Here is a 17,534-nt window from a genome sequence, read left to right as displayed (position 1 = left end):
CGGACGTTACAGGGTCTTCATCCCGCTCCCGGTGAGGGGGACGACCACGTCGTCGGACTCGGCGACGACGCCGCGACGGCGGTACTCCGAGAGCGCCGCCGGGGCGATGGCGCTCGTCGGTTCGACGTAGAAGCCGGCGCGGTGGAGCCGGTCCAGGCTCCCCTCGACGGCGGCGGCGTCCAGCGCGACGGCGTCGCCGCCGGTGTCGCGGATCGCGTCGACGATCTGGTCCTTCCGGGCGGGCTCTTTGATGTGGACGCCGTCGACGAGTTCGTTCGGCTCGGCCGGCTCCTCATCGCGGTCCAGCGCGGCGGTCAGCTCCGCCCCCGGGTCCGGCTCGTCGGGTGGGTCGCTCCCGATCGCCTCGGCGATGGGCGCGTAGCCGGTGCCCTGGGCGGCCAGCAGCCGCGGCACGTCGTCGGTGACGCCGGCCTCCCGGAGCGCGCGGAAGCCGCGGTACGCGCCGAGCAGGAGCGTGCCGTGGCCGAGCGGCAGGACGACGGCGTCGGGCACTGCCCACTCGCGCTGGGCGGCCACCTCGAAGGCGAACGTCATCGTGCCGGCGTAGAACGCGGGGTTCCAGGCGTGGCTGCCGTACCACCCCTCGCCGCTCTGTCCCGGGGCGTCGCCGAGGCTCGCGGCGCTCTCGTCGCCCTCGACCGCGGCGAGACAGGCCTCGGTGACGGCCTCGCGGTCGCCCTCCACGCGGACGGGGCGCGCGCCGGCGCGCTGGATGGCGACCAGCTTGGACTGCTTGATGTCCGCGGGGACGTATATCTCCGCGTCCAGCCCCGCGCGGGCGGCGTAGGTGGCGATGGCGGCCCCGGCGTTGCCCGACGAGTCCTCGATGACGGTGTCGACGCCGAGTTCGACCGCCCGCGAGAGCAGCGTCGTCGCGCCGCGGTCCTTGTAGCTCCCGGTCGGGAACACGTACTCCAGCTTGAACTGGGCGTCCCACTCCTCGGCCGGCACGAGCGGCGTGAACCCCTCGCCGAGGCTCACCTGCCGGCTCACCGGCAGGAACTCGAAGAACGTCCACAGCCCGCGGCGGGTGTCGAGCTTCGAGAACGGCGGCGGGCTCCCCTCCGGGAGGGGTTGGGCGGCGAAGTCGAGCGCGTGGCCGCAGGCACAGCGCCACGGCTCGTCCGGCCCGGCCTCGTACTCGTTGCCGCAGGCGTGGCAGCGCAGGTCGGCCGGCATCAGTACTCGTCCACGTCGGTGGCGACCGAGCAGACGTACTCGCCGGTCGCGACCTGGGGCAGTCGGCGGGAGCGCCAGAATATCCCGCTGCTGTCGGCCGTCACCTCCGCCTTCCGCCGGCCGAACGTATCCGTCACGCGAAACAGCGTCTCGCCGGCGCTCACGCGGTCGCCCAGTTCGTGCTCGTACCGGACCAGCCCGCCGACGGGCGAGCCGAACTGGTCGAAGCCGCTCGCGCGCACCTGCGGGTCGAAGTCGGCTTGGCCGTCCAGAAACCCGTAGTGCCGGAGGACGTTGAACACCCCCTCGACGCCGACGCGGACGCTCTCCTCGTCCCAGCCGACCGAGCCGCCCAGTTCGGGGTCGACCGTCGGGATGCCCTCGTCGGGGGCGGCCCGCGCGAGCTGGCCGTCCGGCCCCTTCTGGTCCAGCACGTAGCCCGCGCCGAACGCCTTCGCCAGCTCCAGGCACTTCGAGTGGGCGCGGTGGCGCTTGCCACACCGGACGCGCACCTCGTTTATCATCCGGCTCGTCGACCCCTGGTGGAGGTCGAGGATCAGGTCCGCCCGCGTCGCCGCCTCGAACGTCGCCGCCGCGATGCGCTCGCTCGACGTGCCCGACTCGTCGCCGGGGTACGCCCGGTTCATCTTCGTGTCGTCGATCGGGTTGCGGTGTTCGGCCACCTGGAACCCGTGGTAGTTGACGATCCCGACGACCAGCACCGTGCCGGCGATCTCGGCGGGGTCGAGCCGCGGGACGACCCGCTGGACCACGCCGACGCCGTTCAGCTCGTCGCCGTCGCTCGCCGCCTGCACGTACAGGGTCTTGCCCGACGCCGCGCCGTTTATCACCGCGACGGGGAGCTCCGCCGGGCTCCCGTCCCGGGTCTCGCCGACGCGGAGCCGCCCCGTGTCCATCTCGCCAGGGGCCGCGCTCGCGGTTCCCAACGTCGTCATTGACGGATCGTCGGCGCGATCCGCCTTAGGGGTTCGGACTTTCGTCCGTCGGACGCGCGCCCGGAACGACGCCGATTTGTCGCCGGAGCGCGTACGCCCGCCCGTGCCCGACGACGTCCCCGACCGGCCGCCGATGGTGCAGTTCATGCGGGCGCTGGACGTGCCCCGCAACGCGAAGATAAGCGCCGTCGCCGGCGTCGGCTTCGCCGCCGTCCTCTATGGCTTTTTCGTCGTCGCGCCCGCCGTCCTATCGGGCGTGCCGGCCCGCGGCCGCTCGCCCCTGCTCTACCTCGCGCTCGCGTTCGTCGCCGCGGTGACGTCGGCGATGCTGTTCGTCACCGTCCTGACGCTCGTCTCGGCCGTGCGGCTCGCCCGCGAGGACGGCGGCGAGTAGGAACTCAGCTCACGAGCGCCGCCAGCCGCTCCGCGCCCGTCCGGGTCCCCTTCGCGAGGAGCACGTCGCCGCCGTTGAGCCGCGTCGCCGGCCCCGGCGAGACCACCCAGTCGTCGTCGCCCTCGCCCGGCCGGCGGACGGCGATGACGCGGGTGCCCGTCTCCGTCTTCACCTCGCGCTCGCCGAGCGTGACGCCGTCCAACTCGCTCCCGGGGTCGACGGTCAGCCGGACGATCACCTCGTCGCTTTCGAGCACCGCCTCGGTGACGACCGGGTGCGCGCCGATCCCCCGCAGGACGCCCTCGGAGATGTCGAGGGCGGCGTCGCTTATCTCCTCGGTGCTGGTGCCGATCCGGACCAGCCCGCGGAGCGCGACGGGGTCGTCGACGCGGGCCGCCGCGCGGAGCGTCCACGCCTCGAACCGGGACTGGAGGGCGTCGACCTCCGCTTCGAGTTCGGCCACCTCGGCGGCGACGTCCTCGCTGTCGAACAGTACCGAGCCGTACGCCAGGTCGACCGCAAGTTCGCTCATGTTTTTCATGAGGACGATGGAGTCGACCGCGCGGTCGAGGTCGTCGATGCCCGCGGCCTCGGGCTCCGGCGGGGCGTAGGCGGTCCGGGTCGCCGTCGCGTAGACGGTCGAGATGCCGTCGTCCGGGCCGCGCAGCAGGACCACGTCGTCGGCCTCGACCCGGGTCCCGCGGTCGGGGTTCAGCAGCCAGTCGCCGCCGCGCCGGATGGCGATCACCCGGACCCCGGTCTCGGTTTCGAGGTTGATGTCGCCCAGCGTCCGGCCGGCGTACTCGCTGTCGGCGTCGACGGTCGCCCGGACCAGCGTCTCGACGGCGTCGGGCAGCGCCGTCCGCAGGGCGTCGGGGAGGCCGATCTCCTCCAAGACGACCGCGGCGATGTCGCCCGCGGCGTCGCTTATCCCCTCGGCCGCCCCGACGACGCCCAGCACCGGGGCGAGCTGTTCGGCGTCGTCGACGCTCCGCGAGGCCATCAGCAGGCTCATCCGCGCCCGAAGCTGGAGCACGTCCATCCGCTCCTCCAGCGTGAGCACCTCCTCGGCGAGGTCGTCGCTGCCCAGCAGCACCGCCGAGTACGAGAGGTCGATAAGCAGCTCCGCGGTGTCTTTCATCTCCGCGAGCAGCTCCTTGACGCTCGCGGGTTCGTACTCGACGGCACCGGGCGCGTCCATGCCTCGCCCTTGCATCCCTCCCGAGAAAAGCGTTGCCGGTCCCCGAGTGGCCGGCGGGACGCGGGCCGAACTGTGCGCCCGGGTGACCGTCCCCGCCGGACCCCCGGGCGGCCGCGACGCGGGGGATTCGCGCCGTTTCCCGGCGTTTCCCGCCGGTATCCCGACGTATCGTCGGGTCGGTCACGCGGGAAACGGTAATGCTTTTCCGGCATGGTGAGCAACTCACACGGTATGTCTGACGAGCTGAAGAAGGGGCTCGAGGGTGTGCTTGTCGCGGAGTCCGGACTGAGCCACATCGACGGCGACGAGGGACGACTCGTCTACCGCGGCTACGCCATCGAGGACCTGGCCAGGCAGGCGAGCTACGAGGAGGTCCTCTACCTGCTCTGGCACGGCCGCCTCCCCGACGCCGACGAGCTCGCCGACTTCGCCGACGAGATGACGGCCGAGCGCGAGGTCGACGACGGCGTGCTGGCGACCGTCCGCGAACTCGCCGAGCAGGACGAGGACCCCATGGCCGCGCTCCGGACGGCGGTGTCGATGCTGTCGGGGTACGACCCGGACGACTCCGACCACGAACCGGACGACCGCGAGGCCAACCTCCGGAAGGGTCGCCGGATCACGGCGAAGATCCCGACGCTCCTCGCCGCCTACAACCGGATCCGCAACGGGCAGGAGCCGGTCGACCCGCGCGAGGACCTGGACCACGCCGCGAACTTCCTCTACATGCTCAACGGCGAGGAGCCCGACGACGTGCTCGCCGAGACGTTCGACATGGCGCTGGTGCTCCACGCCGACCACGGTCTGAACGCCTCCACGTTCGCCGCGATGGTCACCTCCAGCACGCTGGCCGACCTCCACAGCGCGGTCACCTCCGCCATCGGGACGCTGTCGGGTAGCCTCCACGGCGGCGCGAACCAGAACGTGATGCGGATGCTGAAGGAGGTCGACGACAGCGACAAGGACCCGGTGAAGTGGGTGCGCGACGCGCTCGACGAGGGCCGGCGCGTCCCCGGGTTCGGCCACCGCGTCTACAACGTCAAGGACCCCCGCGCGAAGATCCTCGGCGAGGAGTCCGAGGCGCTCGGCGAGGCGGCCGGCGACACGAAGTGGTACGAGTACAGCGTCGCCATCGAGGAGTTCATGGCCGAGGAGAAAGGCATCGCGCCGAACGTCGACTTCTACTCCGCCTCCACGTACTACCAGATGGGCATCCCGGTCGACATCTACACCCCCATCTTCGCGATGAGCCGCGCCGGCGGCTGGATCGCCCACGTCCTCGAACAGTTCGAGGACAACCGCCTCATCCGGCCGCGCGCCCGGTACGTCGGGTCCGAGCGCGAGGAGTTCGTCCCCGTCGACGAGCGCTGAGCGGCCGTCGTTTTTCCGGTCGGCGTCGCCCCGGTAACGTCCCGCATCGCACACACCTCGGCCCGCACTGTCCCGAGTAGCCGCTCTTTACCGTCGTTCGGGCCCGTTTCAAAACCGTCCGCTGGCTTCGCTACCGGCCGGTACCGTTCGATTTCGTGTGCGCCCCGGATCGCCACGGACGGCCGTTCCCGCCCGTCTCGTAAGCGTCAGCTACTCGCTACGTCGTCCGACTAGAGGCCCTATAACCAAGTCCACGAAGCGTCTGTGGTGAATCGGGGGGCGGGGGGAAACTCCCGGCCGCGGACGCGACGCACACCACCATGAGTACGAACACGCCGACGACCGATTCGAAGTCGCCCGGGGAGGAACTGCACGCCGTCACGGTCGAGAACGACGGCCGGCCGGACGAGTGCACGCTCTACCCGAGGGGGAGCACCGGTATCGACCGCATGTCCCGGTGGATCACGGTCGAAGCCGACGCCGTCGTCGACTTGGACGCGGTGCGATAGCCGCCTCCGACCGTGTGAACGGTTCGCGAACGACGCCCGCGTGTCGGGCGTCAGACGGGCGCACGACGCCGGTTCGACCGGCGTGCCTTCCTGCGGTTACACTTTCACTCCGCGCACCTGAGGTTTATGTTCACTCCGCCGCCTCCGTAGGACGCACGCCACACGCACCGTGCACTTCCCCTCTTTCCCCTTCGAACCGCCCGTCAGTCGCTACGCCGGGGCGTCGGGCCGTATCCTAAATCATTACTCACCCGGGCCGGAACGGGTACCCATGCTCGACATCGGCGACGTTCGCGAAGCGCGCGAGCGGGTATCGGAGACGGCCCGCCGGACGCCGCTTGACTACTCCCACACGTTCTCGTCGATGACCGGCGCGGACGTGCACCTGAAACTCGAGAACTTCCAGCGGACGGGGTCGTTCAAGATCCGCGGCGCGACGAACCGCATCAAAACGCTTACGGACGACGAAAAATCCGCGGGAGTCGTCACGGCCAGCGCGGGCAACCACGCGCAGGGCGTCGCCCTCGCGGCCTCCCGGGTCGGGGTCGACTCGAAGATCGTGATGCCGGAGAACGCGCCCATCTCGAAGATCAAGGCCACGCAGAGCTACGGGGCGGAGGTGGTGCTCCACGGGGCCGACTACGACGAGGCCGCGGAGCGCGCCCACGAGATCGAACGCGCGGAGGGGCGCACGTACGTCCACGCGTTCGACGACGAGAAGGTGATGGCCGGCCAGGGGACGATCGGGCTGGAGATAGTCGAGGACCTCCCCGAGGTCGACACCGTGGTCGTCCCCATCGGCGGCGGCGGCCTCATCTCGGGGATATCGACCGCGGTCAAGGCCTACGACCCGGACGTCCGGGTCGTCGGCGTCCAGGCGGCGGGCGCGTCGTCGGTCGCCACGTCGCTGGAGAAGGGGTCGATCCACGAACTCGACGCCGTCGACACGATCGCCGACGGGATCGCCACCCGGAGCGTCGGCGAGCGGCCGTTCGAGGTGATCCGCGAGCGGGTCGACGAGGTGGTGACGGTGCCCGACGCCGACATCGCGATGGCGATCACCAACCTGCTCGAACGCTCGAAGACGATGGTCGAGGGCGCGGGCGCGGTCCCCCTCGCGGCGCTGCTCGAAGGGCACTTCGAGTACGACGAGGACGAGGTCATCGTCCCCGCGCTCTGTGGCGGCAACATCGACCTGAACATGCTCACGACGGTGATAATGCGCGGGCTGGTCGAAACCGGTCGGTATCTGAAGCTCCGGACGGTGCTGGTGGACGAACCGGGGTCGCTGGAGAACCTGATCGAGATCATCGCCGACATGCGCGCGAACATCTACGCCATCCAGCACGACCGGACCTCCCGCGAGATCGGCATGAGCGACACCGAGGTCGAACTCGACCTGGAGACCCGCGGCCCCGACCACGTCGACCGCCTGCTTGCGGAGCTGCGCGACCGCGGGTACGAGGTCGACGTGCTGGTGTAGCCCGGTTTTAAGCCCCCGCCGGCCGTCACATTGCGCATGAAACGCGTCATCGGCACCCCCGACGCCCCCGCCGCGGTGGGCGCGTACAGTCAGGCGACGACCGACGGGTCGCTCCTGTTCACGGCCGGCCAGATCCCCATGACCGCCGACGGCGACCTGCTGGCCGACGAGTCGATCACGGTCCAGACCCGGCAGTCCCTGGAGAACGTCACCGCGATCCTCGAGGAGGAGGGCCTCACCGTCGAGGACGTGCTGAAGACGACGGTGTACATGGACGACATCGACGACTTCGAGGCGATGAACGAGGCCTACGAGGAGTACTTCCTCGACAACCCGCCGGCCCGGAGCGCCGTCGAGGTCGCCGCCCTGCCGAAGGGCGTCGGCGTGGAGATAGAGGCGATCGCCTCGGCGGAGTGAGCCGGACGCCCGCTCGCATGCGACCTCGCGTCAAGTCGAGCCTCCTCTGGGGCGTCGTCGGCGCGCTCTCGTTTCTGGTGCTGTACCAGGGCTACCTGTTGGTCGACGGGACGAGCGTCCCGATCCCCGGAGTCGCGGCCGTGACGATGGCCGTCGCCGCGGGGGCTGCCGGCCTCTCCTATCTCGGGGAGGGCTGGCTGGCCGACCGGAACGGAAGGGTTTAAACGGTCCTCCCGATTACACCTGAGTGCGTGCCAGGATGGCCGAACGGCAAGGCGCACGCCTGGAAAGCGTGTTCCCTTTCGGGATTCTGGGTTCAAATCCCAGTCCTGGCGTTTTCGGGTTTTCAATTCGTCGAGACCTGTCTCCGTCACGGGTCGGCCGATAAAATACCGTCGCCGGTCAGCGGCGGCCGGCGCTGACCGTCGGCGACGGACCGGCCGTCGCGGCGATCGGGGTCGGCGGAACGGCGGCGACGTGGCGCGTGGAGCGTGTGAGCGATACGGTACGGTGGCCGCTGATGTCGCCGGGCGGCTCCGCCGCGGGTCCGGGTCGGCGCTGTCACCGCCTGACTTCGACGGGGTTCTCGACAGCGATCCACTGCCCGGAGCGCGCCGGGTCCCGGATCTCGAACCACCCGCTTTCGCAGACGACGGCTTCGCAGTTGTCGGTCATACCAACCGGGTGACCTGGCCCGTCACCCGAACGCGGCTACGTCGGAACGCCCCTTCAGTACACGCCGGGTAACGGCGCTCGCCGGCCCGAAGGGCCCGACTACCGCCGCGAACGCCGGGGTTTTGGTCCGGCGGCCCCAACCGCCGCCAATGTGTGGCCGCTACAGCCTCTTCGCCCCCCGTGAGGACCTGATCGACCTGCTCGACGCCGAGCCGACGGCGGCGATAGAGCCGCGGTACAACATGGCCCCCGGCGAGGAACTGCCGGTCGTCCGCGACGCCGCGTCGGACCGGGTCGAGTTCCTGCAGTGGGGGCTCGTGCCCCCGTGGGCCGACGACGACGGGTCGGGGCTCATCAACGCCCGCGCGGAGACGGTGGCCGACAAGCCGAGCTTTCGGGACGCGTTCGAGCAGTCCCACGCGGACGGCGGGCCGCGGGCGGGGCGGTGTCTCGTCCCCGCCGACGGCTTCTACGAGTGGGTCGAGACCGACGGCGGCAAGCGCCCCTACCGCGTGGCGTTCGAGGACGACCGTCCGTTCCTCATGGCCGGCCTCTGGGCGACGTGGGAGACGGAGGTCGAGCAGGTGGGCCTCGACGCCTTCGGCGACGGCGAGCCGGAGACGGGGACGCGGCGCGTCGACTCCTTTGCGGTCATTACCACCGAACCAAACGACCTCGTCGCCGACCTCCACCACCGGATGGCGGTCATCCTCGACGACGGCGCGGCCGAGCGGTGGCTCACCGCCGCGCCCGACGAGGCGCTCGACCTGCTCAAGACGCATCCCGCAACCGAGATGCGGGCGTACCCGGTGTCGACGGCGGTGAACGACCCCGCGAACGACTCGCCTGCGGTCGCCGAACCGGTCGACGATGATAGTATATAAATACCGCAGGAGCGCCGCGAGCGCGGCGGAGAGATCCGCGGTACCACGTCACACGATATTGGGGGATGGTCGCTTACGTACGGCGGTTATGGACCGCAGGCCCACGCCGCCAGCGGCGGCCGGCTAATCCGACAAAGCAAGCTTTATATAGAATCACATTCATACTTCGGAGTGACTATGAGCCAGCGAATGCAACAGGGCCAGCCGATGATCGTAATGAGCGAGGAGTCCCAGCGGGTGAAGGACCAGGACGCGCAGAACTACAACATCTCCGCTGCGCGTGCGGTCGCGGAGGCCGTCCGCTCCACGCTCGGCCCGAAAGGGATGGACAAGATGCTCGTCGACTCGATGGGCGACGTCACCATCACGAACGACGGCGTCACCATCCTTCAGGAGATGGACATCGACAACCCGACGGCCGAGATGATCATTGAGGTCGCCGAGACCCAGGAGGACGAGGCCGGCGACGGGACGACGACGGCCGTCGCCATCGCTGGCGAGCTTCTGAAGAACGCCGAGGACCTCCTCGAGCAGGACATCCACCCGACGGCGATCATCAAGGGCTTCCACCTCGCGAGCGAGCAGGCCCGCGAGGAGGTCAACGAGGTCGCCGAGGACGTCGACGCCGACGACGAGGACCTGCTGCGCTCCGTCGCCGAGACGTCGATGACCGGCAAGGGCGCCGAGCTGAACAAGGAGCACCTCTCCCAGCTCATCGTCGACGCCGTCTCGGCGGTCACCGTCGACGACACCGTCGACCTGGAGTTCCTCAACATCGAGACCCAGACCGGCCGCTCGGCCGGCGAGTCCGAGCTGATCAACGGCGGCACCGTCAGCAAGGACCCCGTCCACGACGACATGCCCAAGTCCGTCGAGGACGCCGACATCCTCCTGCTCGACCAGGCCATCGAGGTCGAGGAGACCAACGTCGACACCGAGGTTTCCGTCACGGACCCCGACCAGCTCCAGCAGTTCCTCGACCAGGAGGAGGAGCAGCTCAAGGAGAAGGTCGACAAGATCGCCGCCTCCGGCGCTGACGTCGTGTTCTGCCAGAAGGGCATCGACGACCTCGCCCAGCACTACCTCGCGAAGGAGGGCATCCTCGCCGTCCGCCGCGCGAAGAAGTCCGACATCGAGTTCCTCAAGGAGGTCGTCGGCGCGAACATCGTCTCCGACCTGAGCAGCCTCTCCGCGGACGACCTCGGCTACGGCGACGTCACCCGCGACGACGAGGACGAGCTGTTCTACGTCACCGGCGACGACGCCCACGGCGTGACGCTCATCCTCCGTGGCTCGACCGACCACGTCGTCGACGAGCTGGAGCGCGGCGTCAACGACGCGCTCGACGTCGTCGCACAGACCGTCTCCGACGGCCGCGTGGTCGCCGGCGGCGGTGCCATCGAGGTCGAGGTCGCCAGCCGACTGCGCGACTTCGCCGACGGCGTCGAGGGCCGCGAGCAGCTCGCCGTCGAGGCCTTCGCCGACTCGCTGGAGCTCGTCCCGCGCGTGCTCGCCGAGAACGCCGGTCTCGACTCCATCGACACGCTCGTCGACCTGCGCGCCGACCACGAGGCCGGCGACGTCCGCGCGGGCCTGAACGTGTTCTCCGCCGGCGTCGAGGACACGTTCGAGGCCGGCGTCGTCGAGCCCGCACACGCCAAGGAGCAGGCGCTGTCCAGCGCCACCGAGGCCGCGAACCTCGTGCTCAAGATCGACGACATCATCTCCGCCGGCGACCTGTCGACCGACAAGGGCGACGACGAGGCCGGCGGCCCCGGCGGTGCCGGCGGCATGGGCGGCATGGGCGGCGGCATGGGCGGCATGATGTAGAGCCGGCCGGAACCCACATCACACAGCCGTTCACACCGCTCGCACCGCTCGCGTAGCACGTTCCCGGACGTTTCCGACTGCTACAGTTCTTTTCGGTAAAACACCCGCTCGTACTCCCCGATCCGTCCGCGACCCGTCTCCTCGTAGCCGAAGGACTCGTACAGCCGCTTCGCCCCCGTCTGCCGGTCCAGCGTGTCCAGCACGAGCGTCTCGTAGCCGAGTTCCGTGGCGCGATCTTCGAGGGCGGCGAGGATCGCGGTGCCGTATCCCTGCCGCTGGCGGTCCGGGTCGACGCGCATCCGTGTCACCTCCGCGGTCCGCCGGTCCTCGTGGAGTTCGCGGACCCGGTCGCCGTCGCCGGGGTCGAACCGCCGGATCGACAGGTCGTCGGCCATGCGGCGTCGTTCTCGTCACTGCCGGAAAAGCGGCGGTGGCGGCGGCAACGAGGAGTTGGTGAAGCAGTCGCTGTGACCGCGAGCGCGTGCCGCGAACGGCCGCGCGAGACGCTCCCCGAGCGCTGGGCGAGGGCTCAGTCGTGGATGTCGAGCTCGAACTGCTCGTTCTCGCTGGCGGCGTCCAGCACGACGCTCGTGTTGCTCTCGTTGATGTCGGGGTCCGTCAGCAGCTTCTTGATCTGGTCGTTCATCCCGTCGGTGTCCTGGAACTTACCGATCGCGATGATGTCGTAGTTGCCCGTGACCTCGTAGACGCTTATCATCTGCTTGTGGCCCTCCAGTCGCCCCGTGATGTCGGGGAGGGCGTTCCCCTCGACTTTCAGCTGGATGATCGCCGTCACGTCGTAGCCGAGCGCGCTGTAGTCGACGACCGGTGTGTAGCCGTCGATGACTCCGTCCTCCTCCAGGTCCGAGAGGTGGTTCGACACCGTCGTCACCGAGACGTCCAGTTCCTCCCCGAGGCTCCGCAGGCTGGCCCGGCCGTCGTTCAGGAGTGCATTCACTAGCTCCGCGTCGAGATTTTCGTACGTCATTACTTCGGGGGTCGTTCTCCAGCCATTAGAATTTAACGAATATCCAATTTCATCCGCGATGGGGAAGAATTGCGCAGAGGGACAGGACTTTAGTAGTAGGCATATTTGGATACGGTGACGAGAAAGATGACAACCGGAAATCTCGCAGAGGAGGCCGAGGGCCTCACGGCGGAGGAGGAAGCGGTACTTGAGGAGATCGAGGAGGAGAACGTCAAGTTCGTCCGGCTGCAGTTCACCGACATCACCGGCACGGTCAAGAACGTCTCCATCCCCGCGGGGCAGGTCGAGAAGGCGTTCAAGGAGGGCATCTGGTTCGACGGGTCCTCCATCGAGGGCTTCGTCCGCATCCAGGAGTCGGACATGCGCCTCGAACCCGACCCCGAGACGTTCGCCGTCCTGCCGTGGCGCTCCGACGACGACGCGGCGAGCGCCCGCCTCATCTGTGACGTGGCCAACACAGACGGCACGCCGTTCTCCGGCGGCCCGCGCCAGGTCCTGAAGAGCGTGCTGGAGCGCGCCGAGTCGATGGGCTACGAGGTGTCGATCGGCCCCGAGCCCGAGTTCTTCCTGTTCGAGAAGGACGAGAACGGCAAGGCGACGACGACGCCCCACGACTCCGGCGGCTACTTCGACCTCGCGCCCAAGGACCTCGCGTCCGACGTGCGCCGCGAGATCATCTTCACGCTGGAGGACATGGGCTTCGAGATCGAGGCCAGCCACCACGAGGTCGCCGAGGGCCAACACGAGATCAACTTCAAGTACGACGACGCGCTCGGCACGGCCGACAACATCGCCACGTTCCGCGCGGTCGTCCGCGCCGTCGCCGAGCAGAACGACCTCCACGCGACGTTCATGCCCAAGCCGATCGGCGAGATCAACGGCTCCGGCATGCACAGCCACATCTCGCTGTTCGACGAGGACGGCAACGCGTTCGCCGACGAGGACGACGAGTTCAACCTCTCGGAGGTCGCCTACAAGTTCATGGGCGGCGTCCTCGACCACGCCCAGGCGTTCACGGCCGTCACGAACCCGACCGTGAACTCCTACAAGCGCCTCGTCCCCGGCTACGAGGCCCCGGTGTACATCGCGTGGTCGGACGTCAACCGCTCGGCGCTCATCCGCGTCCCCGACGCCGCGGGTGCGAGCGCGCGCTTCGAGATCCGCAGCCCCGACCCGTCGTGCAACCCCTACCTCGCGCTCGCGAGCGTCATCGCCGCGGGCCTGGACGGCATCGAGAACGACGCCGACCCCGGCGACCCCGTCCGCGAGGACATCTACGAGTTCGACGACGAGAAGCGGGAGGAGTACGGCATCGAGACGCTCCCGCCGAACCTGGGCGCCGCGGTCGATGCCCTGGAGGAGGACGAGGTCATCACCGAGGCGCTGGGCGACCACGTCAGCGAGAAGTTCGCGGAGGCGAAAAACGCCGACTTCGCGGACTACAAGACCCACGTCAGCTCCTGGGAAGAGGAGAAGTACTTGGAGAAGTTCTAAGCCGGACGACCCGCGCTTTTTTTCGCCCGGGCGACCGCGCTCGGCGCGGCGACGATGGTACCGACGGCAAGCGCCGCGACCGCCGCGACGACGAGGTGCGGCGGCGAGAGCAGATACCACCCCCCGACGAGCGCCGCGAGCGCGCCGGCGCTCGCCAGCGCGTAGCCCAGACCGACGGTCGACCGGGGCCACGGCGTCGCCGGCACGTCCGCGACCCGCCACGCGACCAGCCCGCCGGCCGACGCGCCGAACGCGGCGAGCGGTTCCTCCGCGCCGCCGCTGGCCACCACGCCCGCGAGCGCGACGGCGGTCGCCGCGCCGAACGCGACCGTCGCCCCGTCGTCCGCCCGCGCCGCCGCGACGGCGACCGCCGCGAGGTACGCCGCGCCCACGGCGACGCCGGCGACGACGTCGACGAGGTAGTGGACGCCGAGGACGAGCCGCGAGAGCGATATCAGGACGACCAGCCCGCCCGCCGCGGCGAACCGCTGGCGGCGGGTCCCGACGTCGCTCCACAGCGCGAGCGCCCCCCAGACCGCGGCGCTGCCGACGGCGTGCCCGCTGGGGAAGCCGTAGCCGTCGGCGCTTACGGTTTCGGCGTACACCGGTTCGAACACGGCGGGCACCACGGCCGGCAGCGCGGGCGGGGCGACCGGCGGCCGCGGGAGCGCGAAGGCGTACTTGAGCGCGTACGTCAGCGCGATAGCGCCGAACGCGACGCCGATGACGCGGGCGGCGCGCTCGCGGTTCCCGTACCAGTACAGCAGCGTGAGCACGAGGACGTACAGCCACACGTCGCCCAGTTGCGTGAGCAGGGCGAACGCGGCCGCGACGCTCTCCGGGATCAGGTCGCGGAGGGCGTCGACGGCCGCGCCGCCACGGCTCATGACCGCCAGTCGCCCACCGCGTTCCGCAGGCGGCCGGGCAGGCCGAGCACCGAGAGGCCCGCCCCGACGAGCACCATCAGAACGTAGAGGCCCAGCGTCGACAGCCAGACGACGAGCATGGCGAGGATCGCCCACCCGCCCGAGAGCAGGTAGAACGCGCCGATGGTCATCGCGGTGCCGTACAGCAACACGAGGTAGGGGCCCCAGCCGCGGGCGTGGCCGCGGCGGACCCGCCTGCGGACGTACCGCTTCAGGTCGCTCTCTATCTCCTCGCGGTGGACGGTGCGGTCCTCGACGTCGTCCTCGAACGCCGCCAGCTCCTCCCGGAGCCGTTCGACCTCCGCCTCGAGGTCGTCCGTGTCGTCGTCCGCTCCGCCGTCGCCCGCGCCGGGCGCCCCGACGGGGTCGTCAGCCGACTGGGCACCGGTCGCGGCCGTGTCGTCCTCCTCGATCATCGGTCGGGTCGTCCGTAACTGTCTACCGCCCCGGTGTTGTACTTGCCGGTCCGCGCGGTCCGCGTAGCCGGTCAGGACGGCGTTGACGACCGCGCCGAGCACGAGCAGGACCGCGCCGACGTACAGCCACGTCACAAGCAGGAGGACGCCGCCGAGCACGCCGTAGGCGGCGTATGTGTCGGCGTTGGCGGCGTACAGGCGAAACGCGGTGCCGAGCACCGTCCACCCTGTCGCCGCGACGACCGCGCCGGGAACGGCCTCGCGGAGCGACAGCGGGACGTTGGGGAACACGTAGTACAGCGGGAGGAAGGCGACGACGAGCGCGACGAAGCCGACGAGCGACGCCAGTTCGCCCACGAGCGGCCCGTGGAGCACGGCGACCGCCGCGGCGACGCCCGCGACCGCGGCGCTGCCCGCGCCGACGGCAAACAGGACGACCGCCCCGTCCCGGACCTCGGTGAGCAGCGACCCCTCGCCGGTCGTGCCGAACACCTGCGAGAACGCCCGGTCGAGGCCGCGGAACACCTTCAGGCCGCCCCACAGCAGGCCGACGAGGCCGACGACCGTCGCGCCGCCGCGCCCGGCCTCCGCCGTCAGCGCCCCCCGGACCAGGTCCGCGCCCGCCGGCGTGAGCACCTGCCCGGCGGCGTCGACGACCCGCTCGGCGAGCGCGTCCCCGCCGAGGACGCTCGCGACGACCAGCGCGAGCAACAGGAGCGGCACGGCCGAGACGAACGCGTAGTACGCGACGGCGGCCGCCAGAAACGTGACCTGTCGGTCCTGTACGACCGAGACGACGCGACCGCCGAACGCGACGGTCTCCCTGACTCGCTGGTGCACCCGCGACCGTTCGTCCTCCGGACACTAATCGCTCGCGCTCCCGCGGGGCGGCCGCTACTCGTGTTCGGTCGCCTCGCGGATCGCCGCCACGTCGGCGTCGGTCTTGAACGTCGTCCCGCCGTAGTGGGCCCGCGAGGCGTCGTACCCCGCCTCGCGCAGTCGGTCGAGGAAGGCGTCCATCCCCGCGGCGGGGCGGCTCCACTGCTTGCAGAGGCGGTGCTGGTCGTAGTGGGTCGGCTCGTCGAGTTCGCCCGCCAGCGTGTCGAGCAGGTCGCGCGCCCGCCCGGCGGTGCCCATGTCGTCGCTCACCGCGTCGCGGACGTCGCCGACGAACTCGCGGTCCCGCAGGGAGCCGAGCCAGATCGGCCCGGCCGTCGTGACGCGGGTGCTCCCGCAGTGCGGACAGTCGTCGAGCGGGTCCGCGATCAGCCCGCGCTCCGTCTCGCGGTAGAGGCAGTCCTCGCAGTGGTAGACGTGGCCGAGTTCGTCGACCGCGGCGTTGGCGTCGGTCGCGCGGTGCTCCAGTTCGAGGTACGTCCGGGCGTAGTGGTTCGTCGCGTGCGACAGCAGCGGCCTGACACCCACGTCGTACCGCGCGGCGGTCCGGGCGAGCGCCGAGACGAGCACGCGCAGCCCCATCTCGCCGTGGTAGTCGGTGTTTCGCGGCACCGCGCCGTACTTGCGGACGCCGCTGTCGAAGTGCGCGCCACAGAGCGGCGCGGTGTCGGTCGCGGTCACGCAGACCAGGTTCCGCGCGTTGGCGAAGGCGGCGTCGGCGAAGGGGATCGGCGTCCCGAACGGGTCGATGTCGACCACGTCGAACAGCTCCTCGTGCATGAGCGCGTTCGCGTCGCGCCGGACCGCCTCGCCGTCGAGGTCGTTCGCGGCGAGGTTGCGCTCGCACAGCGCGACGGCGTCGGCGTCGACGTCACATAGCGTCGCGTCCCACCCCTCCGCGGCCGCCCGGACCCCCCGGATGCCGCTGGCCGCCATCGCGTCGAGGTACGAGTCGGCCCGCGGCTCGCGCTCGCCGTACGCCCGCAGGACGGCGACGGTGAGGTCCCTGTTCAGCTCCTGTACCGGGTTGAAAAACACCGCGTCGTCGATGCCCTCGCTCTCCTGCTCGGGGACCTCGACCTCGACACCGCCTTCCCGGACGTGCATACCAACCCTCGCCGCGCCGCCGCCGTAAGCCATGCGGATCGGCCGTTGGGACGCCGGCCGACGCTCGCGGCGCGCGACCGGCCAGCCGGTCCCACGTATCGCTGGTCGACCACCGCCTCGACGCTCCCTCGACCAACGCGCCCGGGCGGGACTGAAAGGGGCCGCGCGCTCGCCAGCCGAGACGACGCAAGCACGCGAGCGAAGCGAGCGCGCACAGCGAGTCGCAGGCGGCGAGCGCGCGGGGGCTTTCGAGATCGTCGTATTCGTCGGTCCCGCTGCTGCGTTTGCGGTCCACACCCCGGCACCCGACCCGCGACACCGAACCTGTTTTGTCGGGGGGCTCCCTACTCCGGTGCAGTGATCGGGACCGACGGCGGCCGCGGCCCGGGGTGGCGAGGGTGACCCGCGTCGAGGAGTGGCAGGCCGCGCTGGCCGACGCCGGCGAACTGACGCCCGACGCCGTCAGCCGCATCACCGCGGTCCACGGCGACCGCGGCGTCCGCGCCATCGAGGCGGTCTCGGAGGGCCGGGTGAAGGAGTACCGCGACTTCACGGTCGTCGTCGGCCACCGCGAGGAGTACGTCGTCGAGAACGGCGGCTGCACCTGCAAGGACAGCGAGTACAACCTCGACCCGGAGGACCCGACCGAGCTGTGCTGGCACACGCTCGCCGTCGCCATCGCCGAGCGGATCGGCGCGGTCGAGCACCACGACATGTGGTACTCGGAAGTCCGCGAATTCATCTAGGGAAAGCCCTCGGCGCTCCTTGGCAGTCGCGCTCGCCCTT

General features: G+C 70.3%; 18 protein-coding genes and 1 tRNA gene. 11 read left to right on the top strand and 8 right to left on the bottom strand.

Features of this window, described 5'->3' with window-relative positions; all coding sequences use genetic code 11:
- Window positions 1–6 precede the first annotated feature (6 nt).
- Together EYW40_RS10230 and EYW40_RS10225 are read right to left on the bottom strand one after the other, a co-directional pair.
- Window positions 7–1,200 carry a pyridoxal-phosphate dependent enzyme gene (locus tag EYW40_RS10230; RefSeq protein ID WP_135821505.1) on the bottom strand — a complete coding sequence of 398 codons (1,194 nt, stop codon included), beginning with the start codon at window positions 1,198–1,200 and terminating at the stop codon, window positions 7–9.
- Window positions 1,200–2,156 (bottom strand): succinylglutamate desuccinylase/aspartoacylase family protein, encoded by a 957-nt coding sequence (locus tag EYW40_RS10225; protein WP_135821504.1) that lies wholly within the window; start codon window positions 2,154–2,156, stop codon window positions 1,200–1,202. Before EYW40_RS10225 ends, EYW40_RS10230 begins: the two co-directional genes overlap by 1 nt.
- 103 nt (window positions 2,157–2,259) lie before the next feature.
- Between EYW40_RS10225 and EYW40_RS10220 the strand changes: the two genes are divergently transcribed.
- On the top strand, window positions 2,260–2,550 hold the full coding sequence (locus EYW40_RS10220; protein ID WP_135821503.1) for a DUF7536 family protein: 291 nt from the start codon (window positions 2,260–2,262) through the stop codon (window positions 2,548–2,550).
- A 4-nt stretch (window positions 2,551–2,554) separates the two neighbouring features.
- On the opposite strand, the gene EYW40_RS10215 is transcribed toward EYW40_RS10220, so the two are convergent.
- Window positions 2,555–3,751 (bottom strand): potassium channel family protein, encoded by a 1,197-nt coding sequence (locus EYW40_RS10215; RefSeq protein ID WP_135821502.1) that lies wholly within the window; start codon window positions 3,749–3,751, stop codon window positions 2,555–2,557.
- Window positions 3,752–3,982: 231 nt separating this feature from the next.
- Here EYW40_RS10215 and citZ point away from each other — a divergent pair, with 231 nt between their 5' ends.
- The 8 genes from citZ (at window position 3,983) to thsB (ending at window position 10,920) form a co-directional block, all read left to right on the top strand.
- Window positions 3,983–5,122 carry a citrate synthase gene (gene citZ, locus EYW40_RS10210; RefSeq protein WP_135821501.1) on the top strand — a complete coding sequence of 380 codons (1,140 nt, stop codon included), beginning with the start codon at window positions 3,983–3,985 and terminating at the stop codon, window positions 5,120–5,122.
- A gap of 320 nt (window positions 5,123–5,442) precedes the next feature.
- Window positions 5,443–5,631 carry a DUF7511 domain-containing protein gene (locus tag EYW40_RS10205; RefSeq protein ID WP_135821500.1) on the top strand — a complete coding sequence of 63 codons (189 nt, stop codon included), beginning with the start codon at window positions 5,443–5,445 and terminating at the stop codon, window positions 5,629–5,631.
- Window positions 5,632–5,902: 271 nt separating this feature from the next.
- Window positions 5,903–7,114 carry a threonine ammonia-lyase gene (gene ilvA, locus EYW40_RS10200; RefSeq protein WP_135821499.1) on the top strand — a complete coding sequence of 404 codons (1,212 nt, stop codon included), beginning with the start codon at window positions 5,903–5,905 and terminating at the stop codon, window positions 7,112–7,114.
- A 36-nt stretch (window positions 7,115–7,150) separates the two neighbouring features.
- A complete protein-coding gene (locus tag EYW40_RS10195; RefSeq protein WP_135821498.1) occupies window positions 7,151–7,531 on the top strand; it encodes a Rid family detoxifying hydrolase in 381 nt (126 codons plus the stop codon).
- A gap of 17 nt (window positions 7,532–7,548) precedes the next feature.
- Window positions 7,549–7,755, top strand: a complete 207-nt coding sequence (locus tag EYW40_RS10190; RefSeq protein WP_135821497.1) for a DUF7981 family protein — start codon at window positions 7,549–7,551, stop codon at window positions 7,753–7,755.
- Window positions 7,756–7,784: 29 nt separating this feature from the next.
- Window positions 7,785–7,866, top strand: a tRNA-Ser gene (locus tag EYW40_RS10185).
- A gap of 489 nt (window positions 7,867–8,355) precedes the next feature.
- The gene (locus tag EYW40_RS10180; RefSeq protein WP_135821496.1) at window positions 8,356–9,090 is read left to right on the top strand and encodes an SOS response-associated peptidase; all 735 of its coding nucleotides are present in this window, start codon (window positions 8,356–8,358) and stop codon (window positions 9,088–9,090) included.
- Between the two features lie 189 nt (window positions 9,091–9,279).
- Window positions 9,280–10,920: a thermosome subunit beta gene (thsB, locus tag EYW40_RS10175; protein WP_135822054.1), complete on the top strand. Its 1,641-nt coding sequence runs from the start codon at window positions 9,280–9,282 to the stop codon at window positions 10,918–10,920.
- A gap of 80 nt (window positions 10,921–11,000) precedes the next feature.
- Here the strand turns inward: thsB and EYW40_RS10170 are convergent, their stop codons facing one another.
- Both EYW40_RS10170 and lrp read right to left on the bottom strand, forming a co-directional pair.
- Complete coding sequence (locus tag EYW40_RS10170; protein WP_135821495.1) at window positions 11,001–11,315, bottom strand: GNAT family N-acetyltransferase; 315 nt, start codon at window positions 11,313–11,315, stop codon at window positions 11,001–11,003.
- 134 nt (window positions 11,316–11,449) lie between these two features.
- A complete protein-coding gene (gene lrp / locus EYW40_RS10165; RefSeq protein ID WP_135821494.1) occupies window positions 11,450–11,908 on the bottom strand; it encodes an HTH-type transcriptional regulator Lrp in 459 nt (152 codons plus the stop codon).
- Between the two features lie 126 nt (window positions 11,909–12,034).
- Between lrp and glnA the strand changes: the two genes are divergently transcribed.
- A complete protein-coding gene (glnA, locus tag EYW40_RS10160) occupies window positions 12,035–13,402 on the top strand; it encodes a type I glutamate--ammonia ligase (RefSeq protein WP_135821493.1) in 1,368 nt (455 codons plus the stop codon).
- On the opposite strand, the gene EYW40_RS10155 is transcribed toward glnA, so the two are convergent.
- From EYW40_RS10155 to EYW40_RS10145, 3 genes are read right to left on the bottom strand one after another with little or no spacing between them, the layout of a single operon-like run.
- Window positions 13,399–14,289 carry a phosphatase PAP2 family protein gene (locus EYW40_RS10155; protein WP_135821492.1) on the bottom strand — a complete coding sequence of 297 codons (891 nt, stop codon included), beginning with the start codon at window positions 14,287–14,289 and terminating at the stop codon, window positions 13,399–13,401. The two genes, glnA and EYW40_RS10155, sit on opposite strands and share 4 nt — an antisense overlap.
- Window positions 14,286–15,584: a YihY/virulence factor BrkB family protein gene (locus EYW40_RS10150; protein ID WP_135821491.1), complete on the bottom strand. Its 1,299-nt coding sequence runs from the start codon at window positions 15,582–15,584 to the stop codon at window positions 14,286–14,288. The genes EYW40_RS10155 and EYW40_RS10150 overlap by 4 nt, the downstream gene beginning before the upstream one ends.
- A gap of 54 nt (window positions 15,585–15,638) precedes the next feature.
- Window positions 15,639–16,748: a tRNA (guanine(26)-N(2))-dimethyltransferase gene (locus EYW40_RS10145; protein WP_135821490.1), complete on the bottom strand. Its 1,110-nt coding sequence runs from the start codon at window positions 16,746–16,748 to the stop codon at window positions 15,639–15,641.
- Between the two features lie 389 nt (window positions 16,749–17,137).
- Here EYW40_RS10145 and EYW40_RS10140 point away from each other — a divergent pair, with 389 nt between their 5' ends.
- Window positions 17,138–17,494, top strand: coding sequence for a hypothetical protein (locus tag EYW40_RS10140; protein WP_135821489.1), 357 nt, complete (start codon window positions 17,138–17,140; stop codon window positions 17,492–17,494).
- The last annotated feature ends 40 nt before the right edge of the window (window positions 17,495–17,534 follow it).

Source organism: Halostella litorea (assembly GCF_004785955.1).
Taxonomy (GTDB): Archaea; Halobacteriota; Halobacteria; order Halobacteriales; family Natronoarchaeaceae; genus Halostella; species Halostella litorea.
Note: the sequence above shows the minus strand (reverse complement) of the source record. Positions and strands in the feature narration are given on the sequence as shown.